Origin of the sequence: Dechloromonas sp. A34 (assembly GCF_026261605.1) — a bacterium.
Lineage (GTDB): Bacteria > Pseudomonadota > Gammaproteobacteria > Burkholderiales > Rhodocyclaceae > Azonexus.
Genome location: NZ_CP102486.1, coordinates 4,104,148 through 4,120,592, shown reverse-complemented (window position 1 = coordinate 4,120,592; position 16,445 = coordinate 4,104,148). Strand labels below are relative to the sequence as shown.

The 16,445-nt window shown below is 59.4% G+C and carries 17 protein-coding genes; 12 read left to right on the top strand and 5 right to left on the bottom strand.

Annotated features, from left to right (window positions below; genetic code table 11):
• Positions 1 to 104: 104 nt before the first annotated feature.
• On the bottom strand, positions 105 to 278 hold the full coding sequence (locus NQE15_RS20530) for a hypothetical protein (protein ID WP_265944246.1): 174 nt from the start codon (positions 276 to 278) through the stop codon (positions 105 to 107).
• Between NQE15_RS20530 and NQE15_RS20525 the strand changes: the two genes are divergently transcribed.
• Positions 273 to 1,826 (top strand): hypothetical protein, encoded by a 1,554-nt coding sequence (locus tag NQE15_RS20525; RefSeq protein ID WP_265944244.1) that lies wholly within the window; start codon positions 273 to 275, stop codon positions 1,824 to 1,826. The genes NQE15_RS20530 and NQE15_RS20525 overlap by 6 nt on opposite strands.
• Before the next feature lie 13 nt (positions 1,827 to 1,839).
• On the opposite strand, the gene NQE15_RS20520 is transcribed toward NQE15_RS20525, so the two are convergent.
• Positions 1,840 to 1,932, bottom strand: a complete 93-nt coding sequence (locus tag NQE15_RS20520) for a hypothetical protein (protein WP_416336481.1) — start codon at positions 1,930 to 1,932, stop codon at positions 1,840 to 1,842.
• A gap of 524 nt (positions 1,933 to 2,456) precedes the next feature.
• On the opposite strand from NQE15_RS20520, the gene NQE15_RS20515 reads away from it, so the two are divergent.
• Complete coding sequence (locus NQE15_RS20515; RefSeq protein ID WP_265944242.1) at positions 2,457 to 3,395, top strand: 5'-nucleotidase; 939 nt, start codon at positions 2,457 to 2,459, stop codon at positions 3,393 to 3,395.
• Between the two features lie 268 nt (positions 3,396 to 3,663).
• Here the strand turns inward: NQE15_RS20515 and NQE15_RS20510 are convergent, their stop codons facing one another.
• From NQE15_RS20510 to NQE15_RS20500, 3 genes are read right to left on the bottom strand one after another with little or no spacing between them, the layout of a single operon-like run.
• On the bottom strand, positions 3,664 to 5,031 hold the full coding sequence (locus NQE15_RS20510) for a DUF4129 domain-containing protein (protein ID WP_265944241.1): 1,368 nt from the start codon (positions 5,029 to 5,031) through the stop codon (positions 3,664 to 3,666).
• Positions 5,028 to 6,308: a DUF58 domain-containing protein gene (locus tag NQE15_RS20505; protein ID WP_265944239.1), complete on the bottom strand. Its 1,281-nt coding sequence runs from the start codon at positions 6,306 to 6,308 to the stop codon at positions 5,028 to 5,030. Before NQE15_RS20505 ends, NQE15_RS20510 begins: the two co-directional genes overlap by 4 nt.
• Before the next feature lie 2 nt (positions 6,309 to 6,310).
• Positions 6,311 to 7,234: an AAA family ATPase gene (locus tag NQE15_RS20500; RefSeq protein WP_265944237.1), complete on the bottom strand. Its 924-nt coding sequence runs from the start codon at positions 7,232 to 7,234 to the stop codon at positions 6,311 to 6,313.
• Between the two features lie 216 nt (positions 7,235 to 7,450).
• Here NQE15_RS20500 and NQE15_RS20495 point away from each other — a divergent pair, with 216 nt between their 5' ends.
• From NQE15_RS20495 to NQE15_RS20450, 10 genes are all read left to right on the top strand, one after another.
• Entirely contained in the window at positions 7,451 to 8,371 is a 921-nt protein-coding gene (locus NQE15_RS20495) for a bifunctional riboflavin kinase/FAD synthetase (RefSeq protein WP_265944235.1), read from the top strand.
• Between the two features lie 9 nt (positions 8,372 to 8,380).
• On the top strand, positions 8,381 to 11,179 hold the full coding sequence (gene ileS / locus NQE15_RS20490) for an isoleucine--tRNA ligase (RefSeq protein WP_265944233.1): 2,799 nt from the start codon (positions 8,381 to 8,383) through the stop codon (positions 11,177 to 11,179).
• The gene (gene lspA / locus NQE15_RS20485; RefSeq protein WP_265944231.1) at positions 11,172 to 11,660 is read left to right on the top strand and encodes a signal peptidase II; all 489 of its coding nucleotides are present in this window, start codon (positions 11,172 to 11,174) and stop codon (positions 11,658 to 11,660) included. Before ileS ends, lspA begins: the two co-directional genes overlap by 8 nt.
• Complete coding sequence (locus tag NQE15_RS20480) at positions 11,657 to 12,085, top strand: FKBP-type peptidyl-prolyl cis-trans isomerase (protein ID WP_265944229.1); 429 nt, start codon at positions 11,657 to 11,659, stop codon at positions 12,083 to 12,085. Before lspA ends, NQE15_RS20480 begins: the two co-directional genes overlap by 4 nt.
• Entirely contained in the window at positions 12,086 to 13,021 is a 936-nt protein-coding gene (gene ispH, locus NQE15_RS20475; protein WP_265944227.1) for a 4-hydroxy-3-methylbut-2-enyl diphosphate reductase, read from the top strand. It abuts the gene before it with no gap.
• Between the two features lie 240 nt (positions 13,022 to 13,261).
• A complete protein-coding gene (locus NQE15_RS20470) occupies positions 13,262 to 13,924 on the top strand; it encodes a hypothetical protein (RefSeq protein WP_265944225.1) in 663 nt (220 codons plus the stop codon).
• Positions 13,925 to 13,948: 24 nt separating this feature from the next.
• A complete protein-coding gene (locus NQE15_RS20465) occupies positions 13,949 to 14,284 on the top strand; it encodes a GspH/FimT family pseudopilin (protein ID WP_265944223.1) in 336 nt (111 codons plus the stop codon).
• 183 nt (positions 14,285 to 14,467) lie between these two features.
• The gene (pilV, locus tag NQE15_RS20460) at positions 14,468 to 14,884 is read left to right on the top strand and encodes a type IV pilus modification protein PilV (protein ID WP_265944221.1); all 417 of its coding nucleotides are present in this window, start codon (positions 14,468 to 14,470) and stop codon (positions 14,882 to 14,884) included.
• Entirely contained in the window at positions 14,884 to 15,906 is a 1,023-nt protein-coding gene (locus NQE15_RS20455) for a hypothetical protein (RefSeq protein ID WP_265944219.1), read from the top strand. Before pilV ends, NQE15_RS20455 begins: the two co-directional genes overlap by 1 nt.
• Positions 15,903 to 16,418 (top strand): pilus assembly PilX family protein, encoded by a 516-nt coding sequence (locus NQE15_RS20450; RefSeq protein ID WP_265944217.1) that lies wholly within the window; start codon positions 15,903 to 15,905, stop codon positions 16,416 to 16,418. The genes NQE15_RS20455 and NQE15_RS20450 overlap by 4 nt, the downstream gene beginning before the upstream one ends.
• Positions 16,419 to 16,445: the final 27 nt, after the last annotated feature.

Sequence of the window (16,445 nt, the reverse complement as noted above, 5' to 3'; positions counted from 1 at the left end):
TGCCAAGGTTCAAGATTTACGAAGCCCATGTTTAGCAGACATGGGCTTTATGCATTTATGCATATGTGAATTTGCAATTAAGTTCGAAATCGGCTTAGCAATCGTCATAATGGGAACAACAAAATATTCTGTTCTTCCCGATGCCAGGCCCTCTCGCTCGCGCAGCCCACCACATTTATCGTTACCTTGCTGGATTCCTGCTCATCCTCATTATCCTTTGGGGTGGTTGGCATGTGAAAGGCTTGCTCGCGGAACTTAGCGATAAGGAGAGTTTGCATCAGTATCTGCTTGATAAAAGTGCAGAGCTGACTAAACACATCTCGACGGCCAAGGAGCTGACCGTCAAATCGGCAGCACAGTGGAAAAAAGCCAGCGATGACCAGTTAGCCCATCGAATTTCTCAGCTGAGCACGGAAATCGAGCGGAAGACCAGCCAAGTGTTGGCCCTGGATAGCATTACCAATGCTGTCAACCCGAGCCGGCAGGTCGAAATTGCTCGGCTGAATGCCGAAATTTCCTTGGCAACCCAAGAGCGCGAATACCTTCTCAGTCTCAAGACTTATCGGCTAGGCAAGAGCGAGTGCGGTCGAAAAAACAATCAGTGCGAAACCATCCGCCAGCAGCATGTACTCGATTACAGGTCCTATCTGAATACAACGGCGCAGCTTGCTCCCCTTGAGGAGAGCTGGCAGGCCCAATACAACGTGCTATCGCAAGAGTACGGCCTCCGGAAAAATCTCGAAGAACGGCGGGATGCACTGGCACTCACAACCCAAGGCCATAAAGCTAATTATGCGCAATGTCTGGCATCCGCTCGGAAAGACTGTAGTCGCAGCGAGCCTCCGCCATTTGCTTTGAACCTGGCCGCCATTGACCAAGCACAAGCCAGCCTCCACCAAAAAACGCGAGAACTGGGAGATGAGCTCACACGGCATTGGCTAAAGAGTGCAGTGCTTGACCCAATTCGTGCCGTATTGCCGATGGCAATTCAGGTCTTCATTGCGGCCATTCTCGCAAAATTCGGTATCAAGTTTCTTTTGTATTTCGTGCTGGCTCCACGTGCGGCCCATGGAAGAGCTATCTGCCTCATGCCAAATGCCTGCTCACGACAAACGGCACCATCGGAGCCTCAATCTTATATATCGCTCTCGATTCCGTTATCGGCCGAAGATGAACTGCTGGTGCACCATGGCTATTACCATAGCGCATCCACCGGGAGCCAAAAGGCAGCTCGTTGGTTACTGAGCTACAAGGCGCCAATGCTGAGTTGGTTATCAGGCCTCATCAACGTCACCACGGTGATGACTGATTCGACCTGCGAGGTGACGCTCTCCGCAGGAAAATACACTCTTGAAGAGTTGCTGCCACTCGAACTTCAGGATGGCGAGGCTGTTTCAATCCGCGCCTCCCATCTGGTCGGCGTGGTGAAAAGGCGTAACGCTCCACTCAAAATCACCAGACATTGGCGCCTAATGAGCTTGCAGGCGTGGCTGACTTTACAACTTCGTTATGTGGTTTTTCATGGCCCAGCCACGTTGATACTTAAAGGGTGCCGTGGTGTACGTATCGAAGCAGCCGATGGGGAGCGCGCCATCGAACAGAGCGCCACTATCGGTTTTAGTGCCCACCTGAACTATGGAACAACCCGCACCGAGACTTTCCGTCCGTATTTCTTTGGTGACTCAGAACTCTTGTTGGACCGTTTTTCAGGAAGGAATGGCATTTACATTTACGAAGAAATGCCAACCTCTTCTGAGCCTGGTGGCGTTACAGGACGACGCATTGGCGGCGCGTTAGATGCGCTGATGAAGGTCGTGGGGCTCTAAAGGACCTCTAAGCCTAGTTCCGAATCCCAGTGCAACCGGGGAAACGCGAACATCCCCAAAACTGATTGCTGGCGTTATTGCCCTTCTTCGCAGTCCGCCGCACCATCTCACTTCCACACATCGGACACGCCGGCGACGTTTGTTCAGCCACTGGCACATGCTTCCCTCACGAAGCGGGCATCAAGCGTCAAGACTAATACTTGATTGGGGCGTGACCTGAGGTGCTAAGCGAATGTTGCATGCAAGAGCTCCGGCTAGCGGGGCTCTTGCTGCAATCGCATTTGGTGGCCGACCGGGGCGCACCTGCTGCCTGAGAAACTTCAGGGAGCGCCACGGTCAGTCTTGGCTCACCAAGCGGAGGTATTCCAGATAAAACTCGAACTTTTCTGGAACAAGCTACGACTCGCTTTTTGCATCAGCAAAGCGCTGCTTTCGCAATGCTGATGATGTAAGGCCGAACTTACTGATTACGAAGGAGGTGCCAGCCTTCAGCGTAACCCAATGTATAGTAAAGCAGAATGCGCATTGCACCCAAGAAATCGCCCGTGCACGTCGCCACAATGCCGAGGTTTCGGTGTCCCAACTCCGTGGCGGCTAACTACTCTCAATGTCCCCCTGTAAGAGCAACTAATGTCTGCCTCGCTTAACGGAAAACTTGTAGTCGCCATCTCCTCCAGAGCACTGTTTAATTTCGAGGACGAAAACCAGGTCTTTGACGACAGCAACGACGCCCCTTACATGAAGATTCAGCTAGAGCGACTCGATTCGCCCGCTGAGTTGGGTGTGGCGTTTCCTCTCATCAAGAAGCTTTTAGCATTCAATACAGAGACACAGAAGCGAGTTGAGGTAGCTATCCTGTCGCGGAATGACCCTGTCAGCGGGCTGCGCGTTCTGGCCTCGTCGCAGCACCACGGCCTTGCCTTGGAGCGTGCAATCTTTACGCGCGGGGCGCCACCGCATCGCTATCTCAAACCACTCAACGCAAACCTGTTTTTGTCGGCGAACGGTGAGGATGTCCGTGAGGCACTAAATCACGAGTTTCCAGCTGCTCAGGTTTATCCGTTGTCCGTCAGCGACGCATCACGTAATCCAAACGAAATTCGAATTGCCTTCGACGGCGACTCTGTTCTGTTCAGCGATGAGGCAGAGCGAATTTTTCATCTGGGTAACCTGGACAAGTTTCAGGCGCACGAGATGGCGAAGGCCAAAATTCCATTGCCGCCAGGCCCTTTCAAACCATTCTTGAGCGCGCTTCAAGGGCTACAGAGTGTCGGTGATGAAGCGCCAATGCGAGTTCGTACTGCGTTGGTGACCGCTCGTAGCGCACCGGCGCATGAGCGTGCGATTCGAACCTTGATGTCTTGGAACATCGCCGTTGATGAGGCGATGTTCCTGGGAGGCCTCGACAAAGGCCCCTTCCTGAATGAATTCGAGCCGGATTTTTTCTTCGATGACCAGGCTCGGCATTGTGAGTCAGCATCGCTAGTTGGGCCGGCAGGGCAGGTGCTTTACGGCGTCAAAAATATCCCCAACCCACCTGGGTCTGACCCGGTATCAGCGACACCCTAGTTATCTGGTTCTGGACCTTGAAATATCGGTGTTCAAGGCATAGAGTGGAACTGGTCCGATAACCTTGCGCTATCGCCAAGAGGCGAAAGCTGGCTCTAGGTTATGACTTTATTCTCGGCTTTCTGGCGAGAGGGGGGTTTCGTGCCCCTAAAGTGCAGGACTTTATTCTGACGCGCTCTGTGAAAGTGCGGGTAAATGCTTGATTCGCTATACAGCGAAGTTAAGACTTTATTCTCGCCGTCCAGTTAATCGGCGCCCTGACGCAGGCTCATCCAAGCTTCTGGAAAATCTGCCGGTAGAGCTGCCGGGTTCTGACCAACTGCGCGGCATCCGGCGCCGTCTGCCCGTAGCGCGCCTGTTCGAACAGGCGGGTCAGTTCGGTCGCCTCGTCCCGCAGATGGTCGCGGTAATGGGTGATTTCCCTGAGGTATTCGCTAGTGTTGGCGGTCGGGGCGCGTGGCGCGTCCTTGAGCGCGAAGAGGCGTTCCATCGCCCGGTAATACTGCGCTATACCCTGGCCGCCGCCGGCGTGCCGGGCAAAGAGACCGAGGCGCAGAAAGTCGTAACGGGTCCGTAGCCAGGTGGCGGCTTTGACTTCCCGGAGCAGGAAATACAACATAAGCAGCAGAATCAGTAGCAGGAGGCCGAACAGGCCCAACCAGACTGCAGTGCGGTGCTCCTTGAGCCATTCCTTCAACTTGTTCCAGGCATCGTCGAGGGCATCGAGCATGGGCTGCAGGGCCTGCTGAATCGCCTCGTCGATGCTGGCCATCTGCAGAATCACCGCCGATTGCCATTCCGGCATGCCGGGGCGACGGGCGGCATCACGCATTTGGGCCGGGCTCGGCCAGCTGTCACGCCCGGCGCCTTGGCCATCGGTGCCATTGCCGGCGCCGCTCCCGCCTCCCTGGGCTCCGGTCTGCCCGTCATTGCCGCCCGCTTGCCCGCTGCCGCCCTGTTCAAGCGGCTTGCCGAGCGTCCCGAGCGGGGTCTTTTGCCCGTAACGCCACTCCAGCGACAGCCAGGTGACTTGCGGGGTCACGACATAAAGCGCCAGCCCGAGGAGCAGGATGGTGGCGGTGGCCGCGGCGATCGCGATGCCCTGGCCGGCTCCGCTGCTGGTGCCGAGCCGGGCCTGCGGCAGATCGGCGGCGCGGCGGCTGACCTGTTCCGAAACCAGGGTGAAGACGACGGCCACGACATAGGGCACCAGATAGAACAGCATGGTCCAGTCGGCGCGATGGTGCGTCGCGGCGAACATCACCATGACCGCCGAAACCAGCAGCCCCATGTGCAGTTGCCGGCGGCTGGTCGTCACGCAGTTCTGCGAGGCTTGCAGGACCAGCAGCAGGTAGAGGCCGGCGCGCGGGAAGCCCCAGGTCGGAATGAAGACCAGCAGGGTCGCCACGAAGCCGAGGATGAGGACGATTTTTTGTTGCTGCTTGCCGCCGTTGCTGGTGGTGCCGTGTTGCTTCCAGCCGACGCTCAGGGTCCAGGCGAGGGCCACGGCCCAGAGGATGACTTCGGTGCCGAAGCTGCCGTACTGGATGTCGAGAAAGGCGTTGCAGGCGACCGCAAGCAGCAGCGCGGCAAAGAGGCCGAGATAGGCCGGGAGGTAGGTCAACGGCGGGCTCATGAATTGAACAGTTGCACGAGATCGTCACCCCGGCGGACCCGGACGATGTGGGCGCCGAGTTCGAGCAGGGCGCCGGTCAGCCCGTCCGCGGCAGCGATTGGCGGGCCGTTGTCGCCGGCCCGGAAGGAGTCCTGGTCGAAAACGACGGCGAAAATATGGACGCGCCGGGCTTGCAGGATGGCCAGCGCTTGCAAAGTCCGTTCCGCATAGGCGGGGTTCTCCGCGAGAAAAACCACCGCTGTCTCGCCGCGGATACAGTCGGCGCCGATTTCGGTCAGCAGGTCGGCGTAAGCCGTCCGGCCGTCGCAGTCCACCACCGCCAGATGGTCCAGGATGTCCTGGTAGTGGGCGTCGCCGGCACCGGCCGGGAGGCGCACAAGGTGCTGTCCTTCCCCGGCGACCCGGGTCCGGATGTTCTGCAGGCAGGCGTAGCGGGCCATCGAAGCCGCGATGCGCACCGCGTACTCAAAGGTCGATTCCTTGCCATGACCGATATTCGCGGCCTGGCGCTGATCGAGGACCAGATAGAGGCAGGCCGAGGCGAGCGGCTCGTATTCGCGGACGATCAGCTCGTTCAGGCGGGCGGTCGACGGCCAATGGATATGGCGCGGGTTGTCGCCGCGGCGGTAGTCGCGCAGACCGGCGAACTCGGCGGCGCCGGCGCCCTCGGGCAGCACGTAGCCGCCGCGGTGAATCTGGCTGGGGGCGCCGCGCAAGGGCAGGGCCATGATGTTGAAGACATCGGGGTAGACGGTCAGGGTCTGCACGCCATCGCGTCGGGATTGCCGCGCCTCGGCCAGTCCAAGGGGAAAGCTCGAGGCCAGCGCGACCGGCCCGAGTTGGTAATGGCCGCGCTTTTCGCAGAGTACGCTGACCTCAAAGTGACTGCTGCGCAGTCCCGGCAGATAGGCGAGCAGGCCGAGGACTTTTTCGGAGGACTTCGTGCCCGTTTCGGCCGGGCCGGCAAAGGGCAGGTGGTCTATGAACTCGACCATGAAGCGGGGCAGCCAGCCGCGGTTCGCGACCACTACCTGAAAGGCGATGGTTTCGCCTTCCTCGGCTCGGGTCGGGCCGGTGCGCGTCGCCGACAGGCGTTTGACCAGCCAGTGCGGCCAGGTGTAACCGGTGATCAGGGTTGCCGTCAGCAAGCCGGCCATCGCCCAGGGGAAGGCCTGGCCGCGGTTGATGGCGGCCAGGTAGGCGATGACGGTCAGGGCGATCAGCACCAGCGCCTTGCGGCGCGCGGCCAGCCAGCCGGTAAGCGGGGCGGCGGACATGCTCAGACCGGCGGCGGCAGCTGGTTCAGGATCTCGCTGAGAATGTCGCGCGCGCTGCGCCCGAGGGCGGCTGCCTGGGGCCGGACGATCAGCCGGTGTTCGAGGATGGCGCTGGCCATCGCCTTGACGATATCCGGGGTAACGAAGTCGCGGCCATGGAGGTAGGCCATGCCCTGCGCACCGCGGGCCAGCGCCAGCGAGCCGCGCGGGCTGGCACCCAGCCGGAGCTCGGGATGCTGGCGGGTGGCAGCGCTGATCCGCGCAATGTAATTGGCGACGTCGCCGCTGATATGGACAGCCTTGACCGCCTCGCGGGCGGCCAGGATGTCGGCCTCGCCGATCACCGCCTGCAGGCTGTCGATCGGATGGGCCTGGGCCTGCGCCGCCAGGATGCGGACTTCCTCGTCGAGGCTGGGGTAGCCGACGTGCAGACGGACGAAGAAGCGGTCGAGTTGGGCTTCGGGCAGCGGATGGGTGCCCGCCATGTCGATCGGGTTCTGGGTGGCGAGCACCATGAAGACTTTCGGCAACTCGTAGGTCGTGCCGTCGACGCTGACCCGGAATTCCTCCATGCATTCGAGCAGGGCCGATTGGGCGCGCGGCGTGGCACGGTTGATTTCGTCGGCAAGCAGGATGTGGGTGAACACCGGGCCGGGGCGAAATTCGAATTCGGTGGTCTTCTGGTTATAGATCGGTACCCCGGAGATGTCCGAGGGTAGCAGGTCGGGCGTGCATTGCAGGCGCTTCATCCCGACATCGACCGAGCGTGCGAGGGCGCGGGCCAGCATGGTCTTGCCGGTGCCGGGGACGTCTTCGAGTAGTACGTGGCCGCGGCAGAGCAGGGAAACGACGGCGAGTTCGATGACGGCGCGTTTGCCGACGATGACTTTTTCGACGTTGGCGATCAGTGAGCGGATGGCTTCCATGAGTCGGTGCTTTTTTCTGAGGGTGAGAGGCGCGGGCGCCGGAGCGGATCTGAAAATGCAGGGCGCATTTTAGCGGCAAAGCGCCGAATGCGAGATCAATAGCCCAGCGTTTTGCCGCTGCGGCGCCAGGTCATTTACCCGGTGCCTGATCACCTCGCGTATCCGGGGAGTGGCCGCGCCCGTTATAATTCAACGTTTTATTTCATCGCCGAGCCCATGCGCGTTTTTCGCGGCCATTCACGTCCCGTTCCTGCCCCGGTTGTACTGGCCATCGGCAATTTCGATGGCGTCCACCTCGGGCACGCTGCGCTTGTCCGGCAACTGGCGACGGCCGCTAACCGCCTGCAATGTGCGCCGACAGTGCTGACTTTCGAACCGCATCCGCGCGAATACTTCACGCCGGACTCGGCCCCGGCCCGGCTCTCGACCCTGCGTGAAAAGCTGGAACTGCTGGCCGACCTCGGCGCCACCCAGGCCATGGTCTGCCCGTTCAACGCCGCCTTCGCGGCGCTGACGGCCGAGCAGTTCATCGCGCAGGTGCTGGTCCGCGCCCTGCAGGTCAAACATCTGATCATCGGCGACGACTTCCGCTTCGGTTGCGGCCGGACGGGAGATTTCGCGCTGCTTCAGGCGGCGGGCCAGAACCATGGCTTTACCGTCGAGGCCATGCAGAGCGTGACGGTCGAGGGCGAACGGGTTTCCAGTTCCGGCGTCCGCCAGGCGCTGGCCAGTGGCGACATGGCGCGGGCGGCCCGCCTGCTCGGCCGGCCCTACATCATCGACGGCCAGGTTTCCCATGGCGACAAGGTCGGTCGCCAGCTGGGCTTCGCGACGGCCAATATCCGCATCAAGCACAACCCGCTGCCAATGACCGGCGTCTTCGCCGTCGAAGTCAGCGGGCTGGGTGACAAGCCCTTGCCAGGCGTGGCCAACCTCGGCATCCGGCCGACGGTCGGCGGTACCCGGCCGCTGCTGGAAGTGCATCTCTTCGATTTCGATCGCGATATTTACGGAGCGCACATCTCGGTGCGCTTCGTCAAAAAGCTGCGCGACGAACAACGGTTTCCCAATTTCGATGCCCTCAAAGCGCAGATCGCGGCCGATGCCGCGGTGGCGCGGGCCTTCTTCACGCTGTGAGCACGCAAAATGGCTGATTACAAAGACACCCTGAACCTGCCGGACACCGCCTTCCCGATGCGCGGCGACCTGCCCAAACGCGAACCGCAATGGGTCGGCCTGTGGCAGCAGAAAAAGCTCTACCAGCGTATCCGCGAGGTTTGCGCCGGCCGGCCGCGTTTCGTGCTGCACGACGGCCCGCCCTACGCCAACGGCGACATCCACATTGGCCATGCGGTCAACAAGATCCTCAAGGACATCATCGTCCGCTCGAAGACGCTCGCCGGTTTCGACGCACCCTATGTGCCGGGCTGGGACTGCCACGGCCTGCCGATCGAACACCAGATCGAAAAGCTGCACGGCAAGAGCATCCCGGCCGACAAGGTGCGCGAGCTGTCGCGCGCCTACGCCGCCGAGCAGGTCGAACGCCAGAAGAAGGACTTCATCCGCCTCGGCGTGCTGGGCGAATGGGACAATCCCTACCTGACCATGAGCTTCAAGGCCGAGGCCGACGAGATGCGCGCCCTCGGCAAGATTCTCGACCAGGGCTATCTCTATCAGGGCCTAAAACCGGTCAACTGGTGCCTGGATTGCGGTTCGGCGCTGGCCGAGGCCGAGGTCGAGTACGAAGACAAGAATTCGCCGGCGATCGATGTTGCCTTCGAGGTCCATGCCAACCATGCCGACAAGCTGGCCGCCGCCTTTGGTCTGAGCCGCCTGAACGGGCCGGCTTTCGCCGTGATCTGGACGACGACGCCGTGGACCCTGCCGGCCAACGAGGCGGTCAGCGTCCATCCCGAACTGACTTACGACCTGATCGAAACCGAAAAGGGCGCTTTGATCCTGGTTCGCGAGCTGGCCGAAGCCAGCCTCAAGCGCTACGGCCTGAGCGGGACGGTGGCCGGTTCCTGTACCGGCGACCAGCTCGACCAGATCCTGCTCAAGCATCCCTTCCAGAATCGCGACGTAGCCATCATCTGCGGCACTCACGTCACTACCGAGGCCGGTACCGGCCTGGTTCATACCGCGCCTGCCCATGGCGCGGACGACTTCACGATCGGCAAGAAATACGGCCTGCCGGTGAACAACCCGGTCGGCAACGACGGCCGCTTCCTCGGCAACACACCGGCATTGTCGGTCGCGGAACTGGCCGGCAAGACGGTCTGGGAGGCCAACCCGCTGGTCCTCCAGGAACTCGAAGCCTGTGGCCGCCTGCTCAAGAGCGAGCGCGTCCAGCACAGCTACCCGCACTGCTGGCGCCACAAGACGCCGATCATCTTCCGAGCCACGACGCAGTGGTTCATTGGCATGGAACACAAGAAGGACGAGAACGCCTCGACCCTGCGCTGGATCGCCGAGCGCGCCGTCGATGAAACGCAGTTCTTCCCGGCCTGGGGCCGTGCCCGCCTAGAAGCGATGATGCGCACCCGGCCGGACTGGTGCGTGTCGCGCCAGCGCAACTGGGGGGTGCCGATTCCCTTCTTCCTGCACAAGGAAACCGCGCTGCCGCACCCACGCACCGCCGAGCTCATCGAGCAGGTCGCGCAGCGCGTCGAGAAGGCCGGCATCGAAGCCTGGTTCAGCCTCGATGCCGCCGAACTGCTCGGTGCCGAGGCCGATCAGTACGTCAAGATGAAGGACACGCTGGACGTCTGGTTCGATTCCGGCACGACCCACTGGCACGTCCTGCGCGGCTCGCATGCCGAGCAGTTGGCCTACCCGGCCGATCTCTATCTCGAAGGCTCCGACCAGCACCGCGGCTGGTTCCAGTCCTCGCTGCTCTCCGGTTGCGCCATCGACGGCCGCGCCCCATACAAGGCGCTGCTGACCCACGGTTTCGTGGTCGACGGCAAGGGCCATAAGATGTCGAAGTCCAAGGGCAACGTCATCGCGCCGCAGCAGGTCTCCGACAAGATGGGCGCCGAAATCCTGCGCCTGTGGACGGCGTCCACCGATTATTCCGGCGAGCTGTCGATTTCCGACGAAATCTTGAAGCGTGTCGTCGAAGGCTACCGCCGCATCCGCAACACGCTGCGCTTCGTGCTCGCCAACACGGCCGATTTCGACGCGGCTCAGGACATGCTGCCGGTCGACCAGTGGCTGGAAATCGACCGCTATGCCCTGGCCCTGACCCGCGAACTGCAGGAGAACTGCCAGGCCGACTACGACCGCTACGAGTTCCACCGCGTCGTGCAGGCGCTGCAAACCTTCTGTTCCGAAGACCTCGGCGGCTTCTACCTCGACATCCTCAAGGACCGCCTGTACACCACGGCACCGCATTCGCTCGCCCGCCGTTCGGCGCAGTCGGCGCTCTGGCACATCCTGCAGGCCTTCACCAAGCTGATGGCGCCGATTCTGACCTTTACCGCCGAGGAAATCTGGCAGCTGCTGACCGGCGACGCCGAGCAGTCGGTGATGTTCCATCTCTGGCATGAGCTGCCCCAGCCGGAAGGCGAGGCCGAACTGCGGGCCAAGTGGGCCCAAATACGCGCGGTGCGGGCCGAAGTGACCAAGGCGCTGGAAGAGTTGCGCGAAGCCGGCAAGATCGGCTCCTCGCTGCAGGCCGAAGTCGCGTTGCATTGTGGCGGCGAAAAATACGACCTGCTGGCCTCGCTCGGCGACGACCTCAAGTTCGTGCTGATCTGTTCGAAGGCGACGTTGGTCAAGGCCGAAACCGAGGAGTTGGTCGCTCTGGCTTCCGGTCACGACAAGTGCGAGCGTTGCTGGCACGTGCGCGAAGATGTCGGCGCCAGCGCCGAGCATCCGACCCTGTGCGGCCGCTGCGTCAGCAATCTGTTCGGCGAAGGCGAGGCGCGCACGCATGCCTGATGCGAAGCGCTGGTACGGACTGGCCGGGCTGGTCATCGTCCTCGATCAGCTCAGCAAGTGGCTGGTCCTGGAAAATATCCGCTTCGGCGAGGTGATCTATGTCGCGCCGTTCTGGAACTGGGTCCTGACCTATAACCCGGGTGCTGCCTTCAGTTTCCTGGCCGACCAGCCGGGCTGGCAGCGCTGGTTCTTTACGATCCTGGCGCTGGGTGTTTCGGGCTGGATCGCCTTCATGCTGCGTCAGCATCCGCAGCAGAAGCTGCTTTCGCTGGCCTTGGCGCTGGTCATGGGCGGGGCGCTGGGCAACGTCATCGACCGCGTGCGCTTCGGGGCGGTGGTCGATTTCATTCAATGGCATGCCGCCGGCTTCTACTGGCCGGCCTTCAACGTGGCGGATTCCGCCATCACGGTCGGTGCGATTCTGCTGGTTTTCGAGCAGTTGACCGGCGCCGGCAAGAATAACGAAGAGAAAAAACCATGACGACGGTCCGTCCCGACAGTTACCTGACCCTGCATTACCGCATTTCGACGCTCGATGGCGACGAGTTCCTGTCCACCTTCGACATGAGCCCGGCAACGCTGCAGATGGGCAGCGGCCAACTCGCCGAGAACCTGGAGTCGGTGCTGATCGGCTTGCCGGCCCATGAACGTTTCGTTTTTCAGCTCGAACCGAATGAAGCCTTCGGTCAGCACAACGCGCGGCTGGTCGAACGGATCGCGCTCAGCGGTCTGCCGGCCGGCATGGAACTGAAAGAGAATTCCGTCGTCGAATTCACCGCCCCGAATGGCGGTACCTTCGCGGGCTTCCTGCGTGAGCTGGATGCGACGCACGCGCTCTTCGACTTCAATCACCCGATGGCCGGCAAGACGATCTGCTTCGAGGTGGAAATTATCGGAATCATGTAAATGCAAGTCATCCTCGCCAATCCCCGCGGCTTCTGCGCCGGCGTCGAACGCGCCATCGCCATCGTCGAACGCGCCCTGGAGAAATTCGGGGCACCGATCTATGTGCGCCACGAAGTCGTGCACAACAAGTTCGTCTGCGACGACCTGCGCGCCAAGGGGGCGGTGTTCATCGAGGAATTGAGCGAAGTACCGGCTGGTAGCACGGTCATCTTCAGCGCCCATGGAGTTTCCAAGGCAGTGCGCGAGGAAGCAGAGCAGCGCGGCCTGAAGGTATTCGACGCCACCTGCCCGTTGGTCACCAAGGTTCATGTCGAAGTCGGCAAGATGCGCCATCAGGCCCGCGAAGTGGTCATGATTGGTCACAAGGGGCATCCCGAGGTCGAAGGCACGATGGGGCAGAGCGGGGATGGCATGTATCTGGTTGAAACGGCCGAAGATGTCAAACATCTGGCTGTGAACTCACCAGGCCAGCTTTCCTTCGTCACCCAGACCACACTGTCCGTGGATGACGCCACGGTTGTGATCGCGGCCCTGCAGGAACAGTTTCCCGACATTCAAGGGCCCAAAAAGGACGATATCTGCTACGCCACTCAAAATCGGCAAGATGCGGTAAAAACGCTTGCCGAGCAGTGTGACCTGGTTATCGTGGTCGGGAGCCAGAACAGTTCCAATTCGCGCCGTCTGCGTGAAGTTGCGGCCAGCCGTGGTGTCGAGTCTTATCTCGTGGATGGTGCGGATGAAGTGCAATCCGAGTGGCTGGTAGGGAAGCTAAATGTTGGTGTTACCGCAGGGGCTTCGGCGCCGGAAATCCTTGTCAGAAATGTCATCGAGTGCATCAAGAAAATGACCGGGGCTGAAGAAGTTCAGATGGCAGGCGTAAATGAAGACGTTTCTTTTCCCCTGCCTCGTGAGTTGGGGACAATTCCCGCGCGCTAGTTGGGTTCCTGCGCATCGCACTTCCACCTGTGCCTAAATAAAACGCAACTTGCCTAGACCCTGAATGGCTGGTGCTCCCATGGGGCACTTAGGCAGGCCTTGGCTGCCAGCAGTTTTTCCGCCTGAATTCGCCTCTTGCGGACTTTGGTTGCATACCGTCTGCAACCCGTCTACTCCCGCCCATCGGGTATGGTATCCAGTTGAGTAAATACTGAGCTAACTTTCCGAATAGCAAATCCGGTGGATTTGATCGCCATTGATGAGGCGAAGGCAATAAACAGAGGGTATATGCACTGTCAGGAATTGCGATCGGGCTGGAGTGGGATCAAGTATCCCCGAGTCTTGATTCCAGTTAGGCCGATATTATGGTCGGTTTTGTTTCATGGCTTGCTTCTCTTGTTTCTTCACATTAACTGGCATCCGATTTCGTTGTTTTCCTGGGCAAACGATAAATTGCTGGTACGTCTGATGTCCGTCGGCGATGGGGAAAATTCGCTTGAGTCTTCTCGCGTTTCCGGCATTGACGATGGAAGTAATGGTATTGGCAATATCGAGCAGCGGTCTGTAGCGCCAGGGGTGGGCATCGTCAAACCAGAGCGGGCTAATAATGAAACAGCCGGGCTTGATGATGGCTACTTGCCGCAAGAGCTTCTTTCTCGGGCCGCAATCCCTGAAGACGATATTGATCTCCAGGACATCACTCCGCCTGGGGAGGGTGCCTTTCAGATGTATCTGTGGGTTGATAGTCGTGGCGATGTGACCCGTATTGATGTCCAGGAGTCAGAGGTAGCGGAGTGGTTTGTCGAAAAAGTTGTAGATCGATTCAAGAAATCAAAGTTTAAGCCCGGTTTGCGGGACAACAAGCCCGTGGCGGCAATCATGCATATTGAGGTTTTTTTCTAGTCTCATTACTTAGCAGAACTAAAAATGAAAATCGCGCATTCGAGCAAACCTTCGGTGAGTGGGTTTACGCTCATTGAACTGATGATTGCCGTCGCCTTGCTGGGGATTCTATTGACTCTGGCTATGCCCTCGTTCTCCGACATGATTCGCCGGATGCGCATCGAGAGTGCTGCAAACAGCTTGTCTGTGGCACTGGCGACGGCGCGTAGCGAGGCAGTCAAACGCGGCAGGAATATATCCGTTTGCAAGAGTGCTAACAGTAGTGCCTGTACAACCAGTGGTGATTGGTCGACCGGTTGGGTCATTTACGCGACGGCGGGTACGCCGATCAAGGCCTTCGATGCGCCGAGCGGGGGCTGACGATGACTGGAGGTGGTGCCCTGGTGAACGTTGTCAGCTTCCAACCGACCGGAGCAATGGCCCCGGATAGTTCCGGCGTCACTCAGCCCGGCAGTATTCAGGTATGCAAGTCTGGACAGACCGCCAAAGTGGTTTCGGTGGCGGTATCCGGCCGGGTGAGAGTTGCTTCAGGGGGGCGTGTTCATGAAATTTGGCCAAAAACAAAACGGGATCAGTCTGATCGAAATCCTGGTATCCATTGTCATCATCAGCTTTGGATTGTTGGGCGTCGCCGGATTGCTGACGACCGGCCTGAAGAGCACGCAGGGCTCGCAAGTACGGACTCAGGCAAGCTTCATGGCCTATGACATGGCTGACCGAATGCGCACCAATCGGGAGGTGGCGCGCGATGGTCAGTACGCAACCGCGGCAAGCGCTACCAATGCAATTGCTGTTGCTGACAAGGCGGATTGGAAAACCGCTGTCGAAACCTTGCCAGCGGGTGTTGGTACGGTAACCATGAACAACACGAGCTTCTTCACAATCACCATCGAGTGGGATGATTCCAAGGTGGCAGGTGGAAGCGCGACCCAGCAATTCGTTTTTGTCGGAGAGCTCTGATGGCAATACGCAGATTTGCCCCTATGTTCAGGCAGGCCGGCATCTCGATCATTGAAATCATGATCACCTTGGTTTTGGGGCTGTTTATTATTGGCGGTGCTCTCTATACGTTTCTTAGCACGCGCACGGCCTTCGTTACGAATGATGCGATTGCCAAGATTCAGGAAGATGGGCGCATGGTCATGGAGCGCTTGACTCGAGAAATTCGGCAGGCCGGGTTTCTCGGCTGTGCAAACTCGCTGGATATTCCACCGAAAATCTTGTCGAAAACATTGCCGCCAACATTTGCGGCCGGTGATGGCGTTCGGGTTTTCAATGATGGTACTGGTTGGACCAATACGACGGGGGTTGCCAGGGTAGCGGGCACCGATGTCATTGAACTAAAAGGAATGAGTTCCTGCACATCGAAACTGGACGGCAATATGACTGCGGATAATGCAAATATCCAAATCGTGTCCAATCCCTGTGGCTGGACGGCAGGAGCTGTTCTGGTGATCGCCGATTGCACCAGTATGGATATCTTTACTGCAACTTCTGTGAGCAAAGCAGCGGGCAAGGACACAATCGCTCATGCCTCAGATGTCAATATAGATAACAAATTGAGTAAGGCGTACGGCAAGGAGGCTATCGTTTTTGGGTATGGCGAAAAGTCGTTTTTCGTTGGCATGCATCCGACCCTCAATCTTCCCATGCTCTATGAAACCAGCTACAACGGCACAACAACGACGGCAAACGATGTGGTTGCCAATGTCTATGACTTACAGGTACTTGCCGTCAGGGCAGATAGCAATGCGGATAGCGCGCCGGACGTCACTGTAACTTCCACGGGTTCTCCACCTGCCCTGGGAGGGGTCACCTGGTCACAGGCGCTAAGCCTGCAGCTTCGCTTCTCGGTTCGCAGCGAATCCGACAATGCGGGACCTTCGAGTTCGACCTATACCTTTAACGGCGCCTCGGTGACGGACAAGCGGATCAAGCGCGATTTCACTACGGTTATCGGAATCAGGAATCGTCTGCCATGAAAATGTCTCTCTCGGCTGTGCATTCCCAAAAAGGGATATCGCTGGTGGTTTCGCTGTTGATCTTGGTCATGGTTACCCTGCTGGCGTTGAGCGTGGTCAATACCAGCATCTTCGAGGAACGCATGGCCGGGAATACCCGTGATCGCTCCCTTGCTTTCGAGTCAGCCGAATACGCCATGCGCGAGGCGCAGAGTTTCCTGTCGGCTGCCGTATTGCCGCCATTTACTACTACCGGCGGATCGACTGGCGGTTACTACCGCGATTTGAATACATCTCCGACCGGCCAGACAGAAGAGGTTTACTGGCGTGACAACCACAATTGGACAGCCAATTCGGTCGCCGCGACGAAAGTATCTGGTGTGTTAAGCGGCCAGACGCAACCCCGCTATGTTATCGAGGAATACCCGGCCATTTCCTGTGTCGGTTATTCAAAGAAGTGGCCACCGCCGCCGCCACGGAACGTTTACAAGATTACGGCGCGTGGGCAGGGCGGACTACCGAATCGGTGGTGATCCTGCAGTCATGGTATGACCGCGGCT

Coding starts and splice junctions, on each gene's coding strand:
- NQE15_RS20465 (WP_265944223.1), top strand. CDS start 13,949: ATGAAAATCGCGCATTCGAGCAAACCTTCGGTGAGTGGGTTTACGCTC.
- lspA (WP_265944231.1), top strand. CDS start 11,172: ATGCCTGATGCGAAGCGCTGGTACGGACTGGCCGGGCTGGTCATCGTC.
- NQE15_RS20450 (WP_265944217.1), top strand. CDS start 15,903: ATGAAAATGTCTCTCTCGGCTGTGCATTCCCAAAAAGGGATATCGCTG.
- NQE15_RS20510 (WP_265944241.1), bottom strand. CDS start 5,031: ATGAGCCCGCCGTTGACCTACCTCCCGGCCTATCTCGGCCTCTTTGCC.
- NQE15_RS20520 (WP_416336481.1), bottom strand. CDS start 1,932: ATGGTGCGGCGGACTGCGAAGAAGGGCAATAACGCCAGCAATCAGTTT.
- NQE15_RS20505 (WP_265944239.1), bottom strand. CDS start 6,308: ATGTCCGCCGCCCCGCTTACCGGCTGGCTGGCCGCGCGCCGCAAGGCG.
- NQE15_RS20455 (WP_265944219.1), top strand. CDS start 14,884: ATGGCAATACGCAGATTTGCCCCTATGTTCAGGCAGGCCGGCATCTCG.
- pilV (WP_265944221.1), top strand. CDS start 14,468: ATGAAATTTGGCCAAAAACAAAACGGGATCAGTCTGATCGAAATCCTG.
- ispH (WP_265944227.1), top strand. CDS start 12,086: ATGCAAGTCATCCTCGCCAATCCCCGCGGCTTCTGCGCCGGCGTCGAA.
- NQE15_RS20495 (WP_265944235.1), top strand. CDS start 7,451: ATGCGCGTTTTTCGCGGCCATTCACGTCCCGTTCCTGCCCCGGTTGTA.
- NQE15_RS20480 (WP_265944229.1), top strand. CDS start 11,657: ATGACGACGGTCCGTCCCGACAGTTACCTGACCCTGCATTACCGCATT.
- NQE15_RS20530 (WP_265944246.1), bottom strand. CDS start 278: ATGCAAACTCTCCTTATCGCTAAGTTCCGCGAGCAAGCCTTTCACATG.
- NQE15_RS20515 (WP_265944242.1), top strand. CDS start 2,457: ATGTCTGCCTCGCTTAACGGAAAACTTGTAGTCGCCATCTCCTCCAGA.
- NQE15_RS20500 (WP_265944237.1), bottom strand. CDS start 7,234: ATGGAAGCCATCCGCTCACTGATCGCCAACGTCGAAAAAGTCATCGTC.
- ileS (WP_265944233.1), top strand. CDS start 8,381: ATGGCTGATTACAAAGACACCCTGAACCTGCCGGACACCGCCTTCCCG.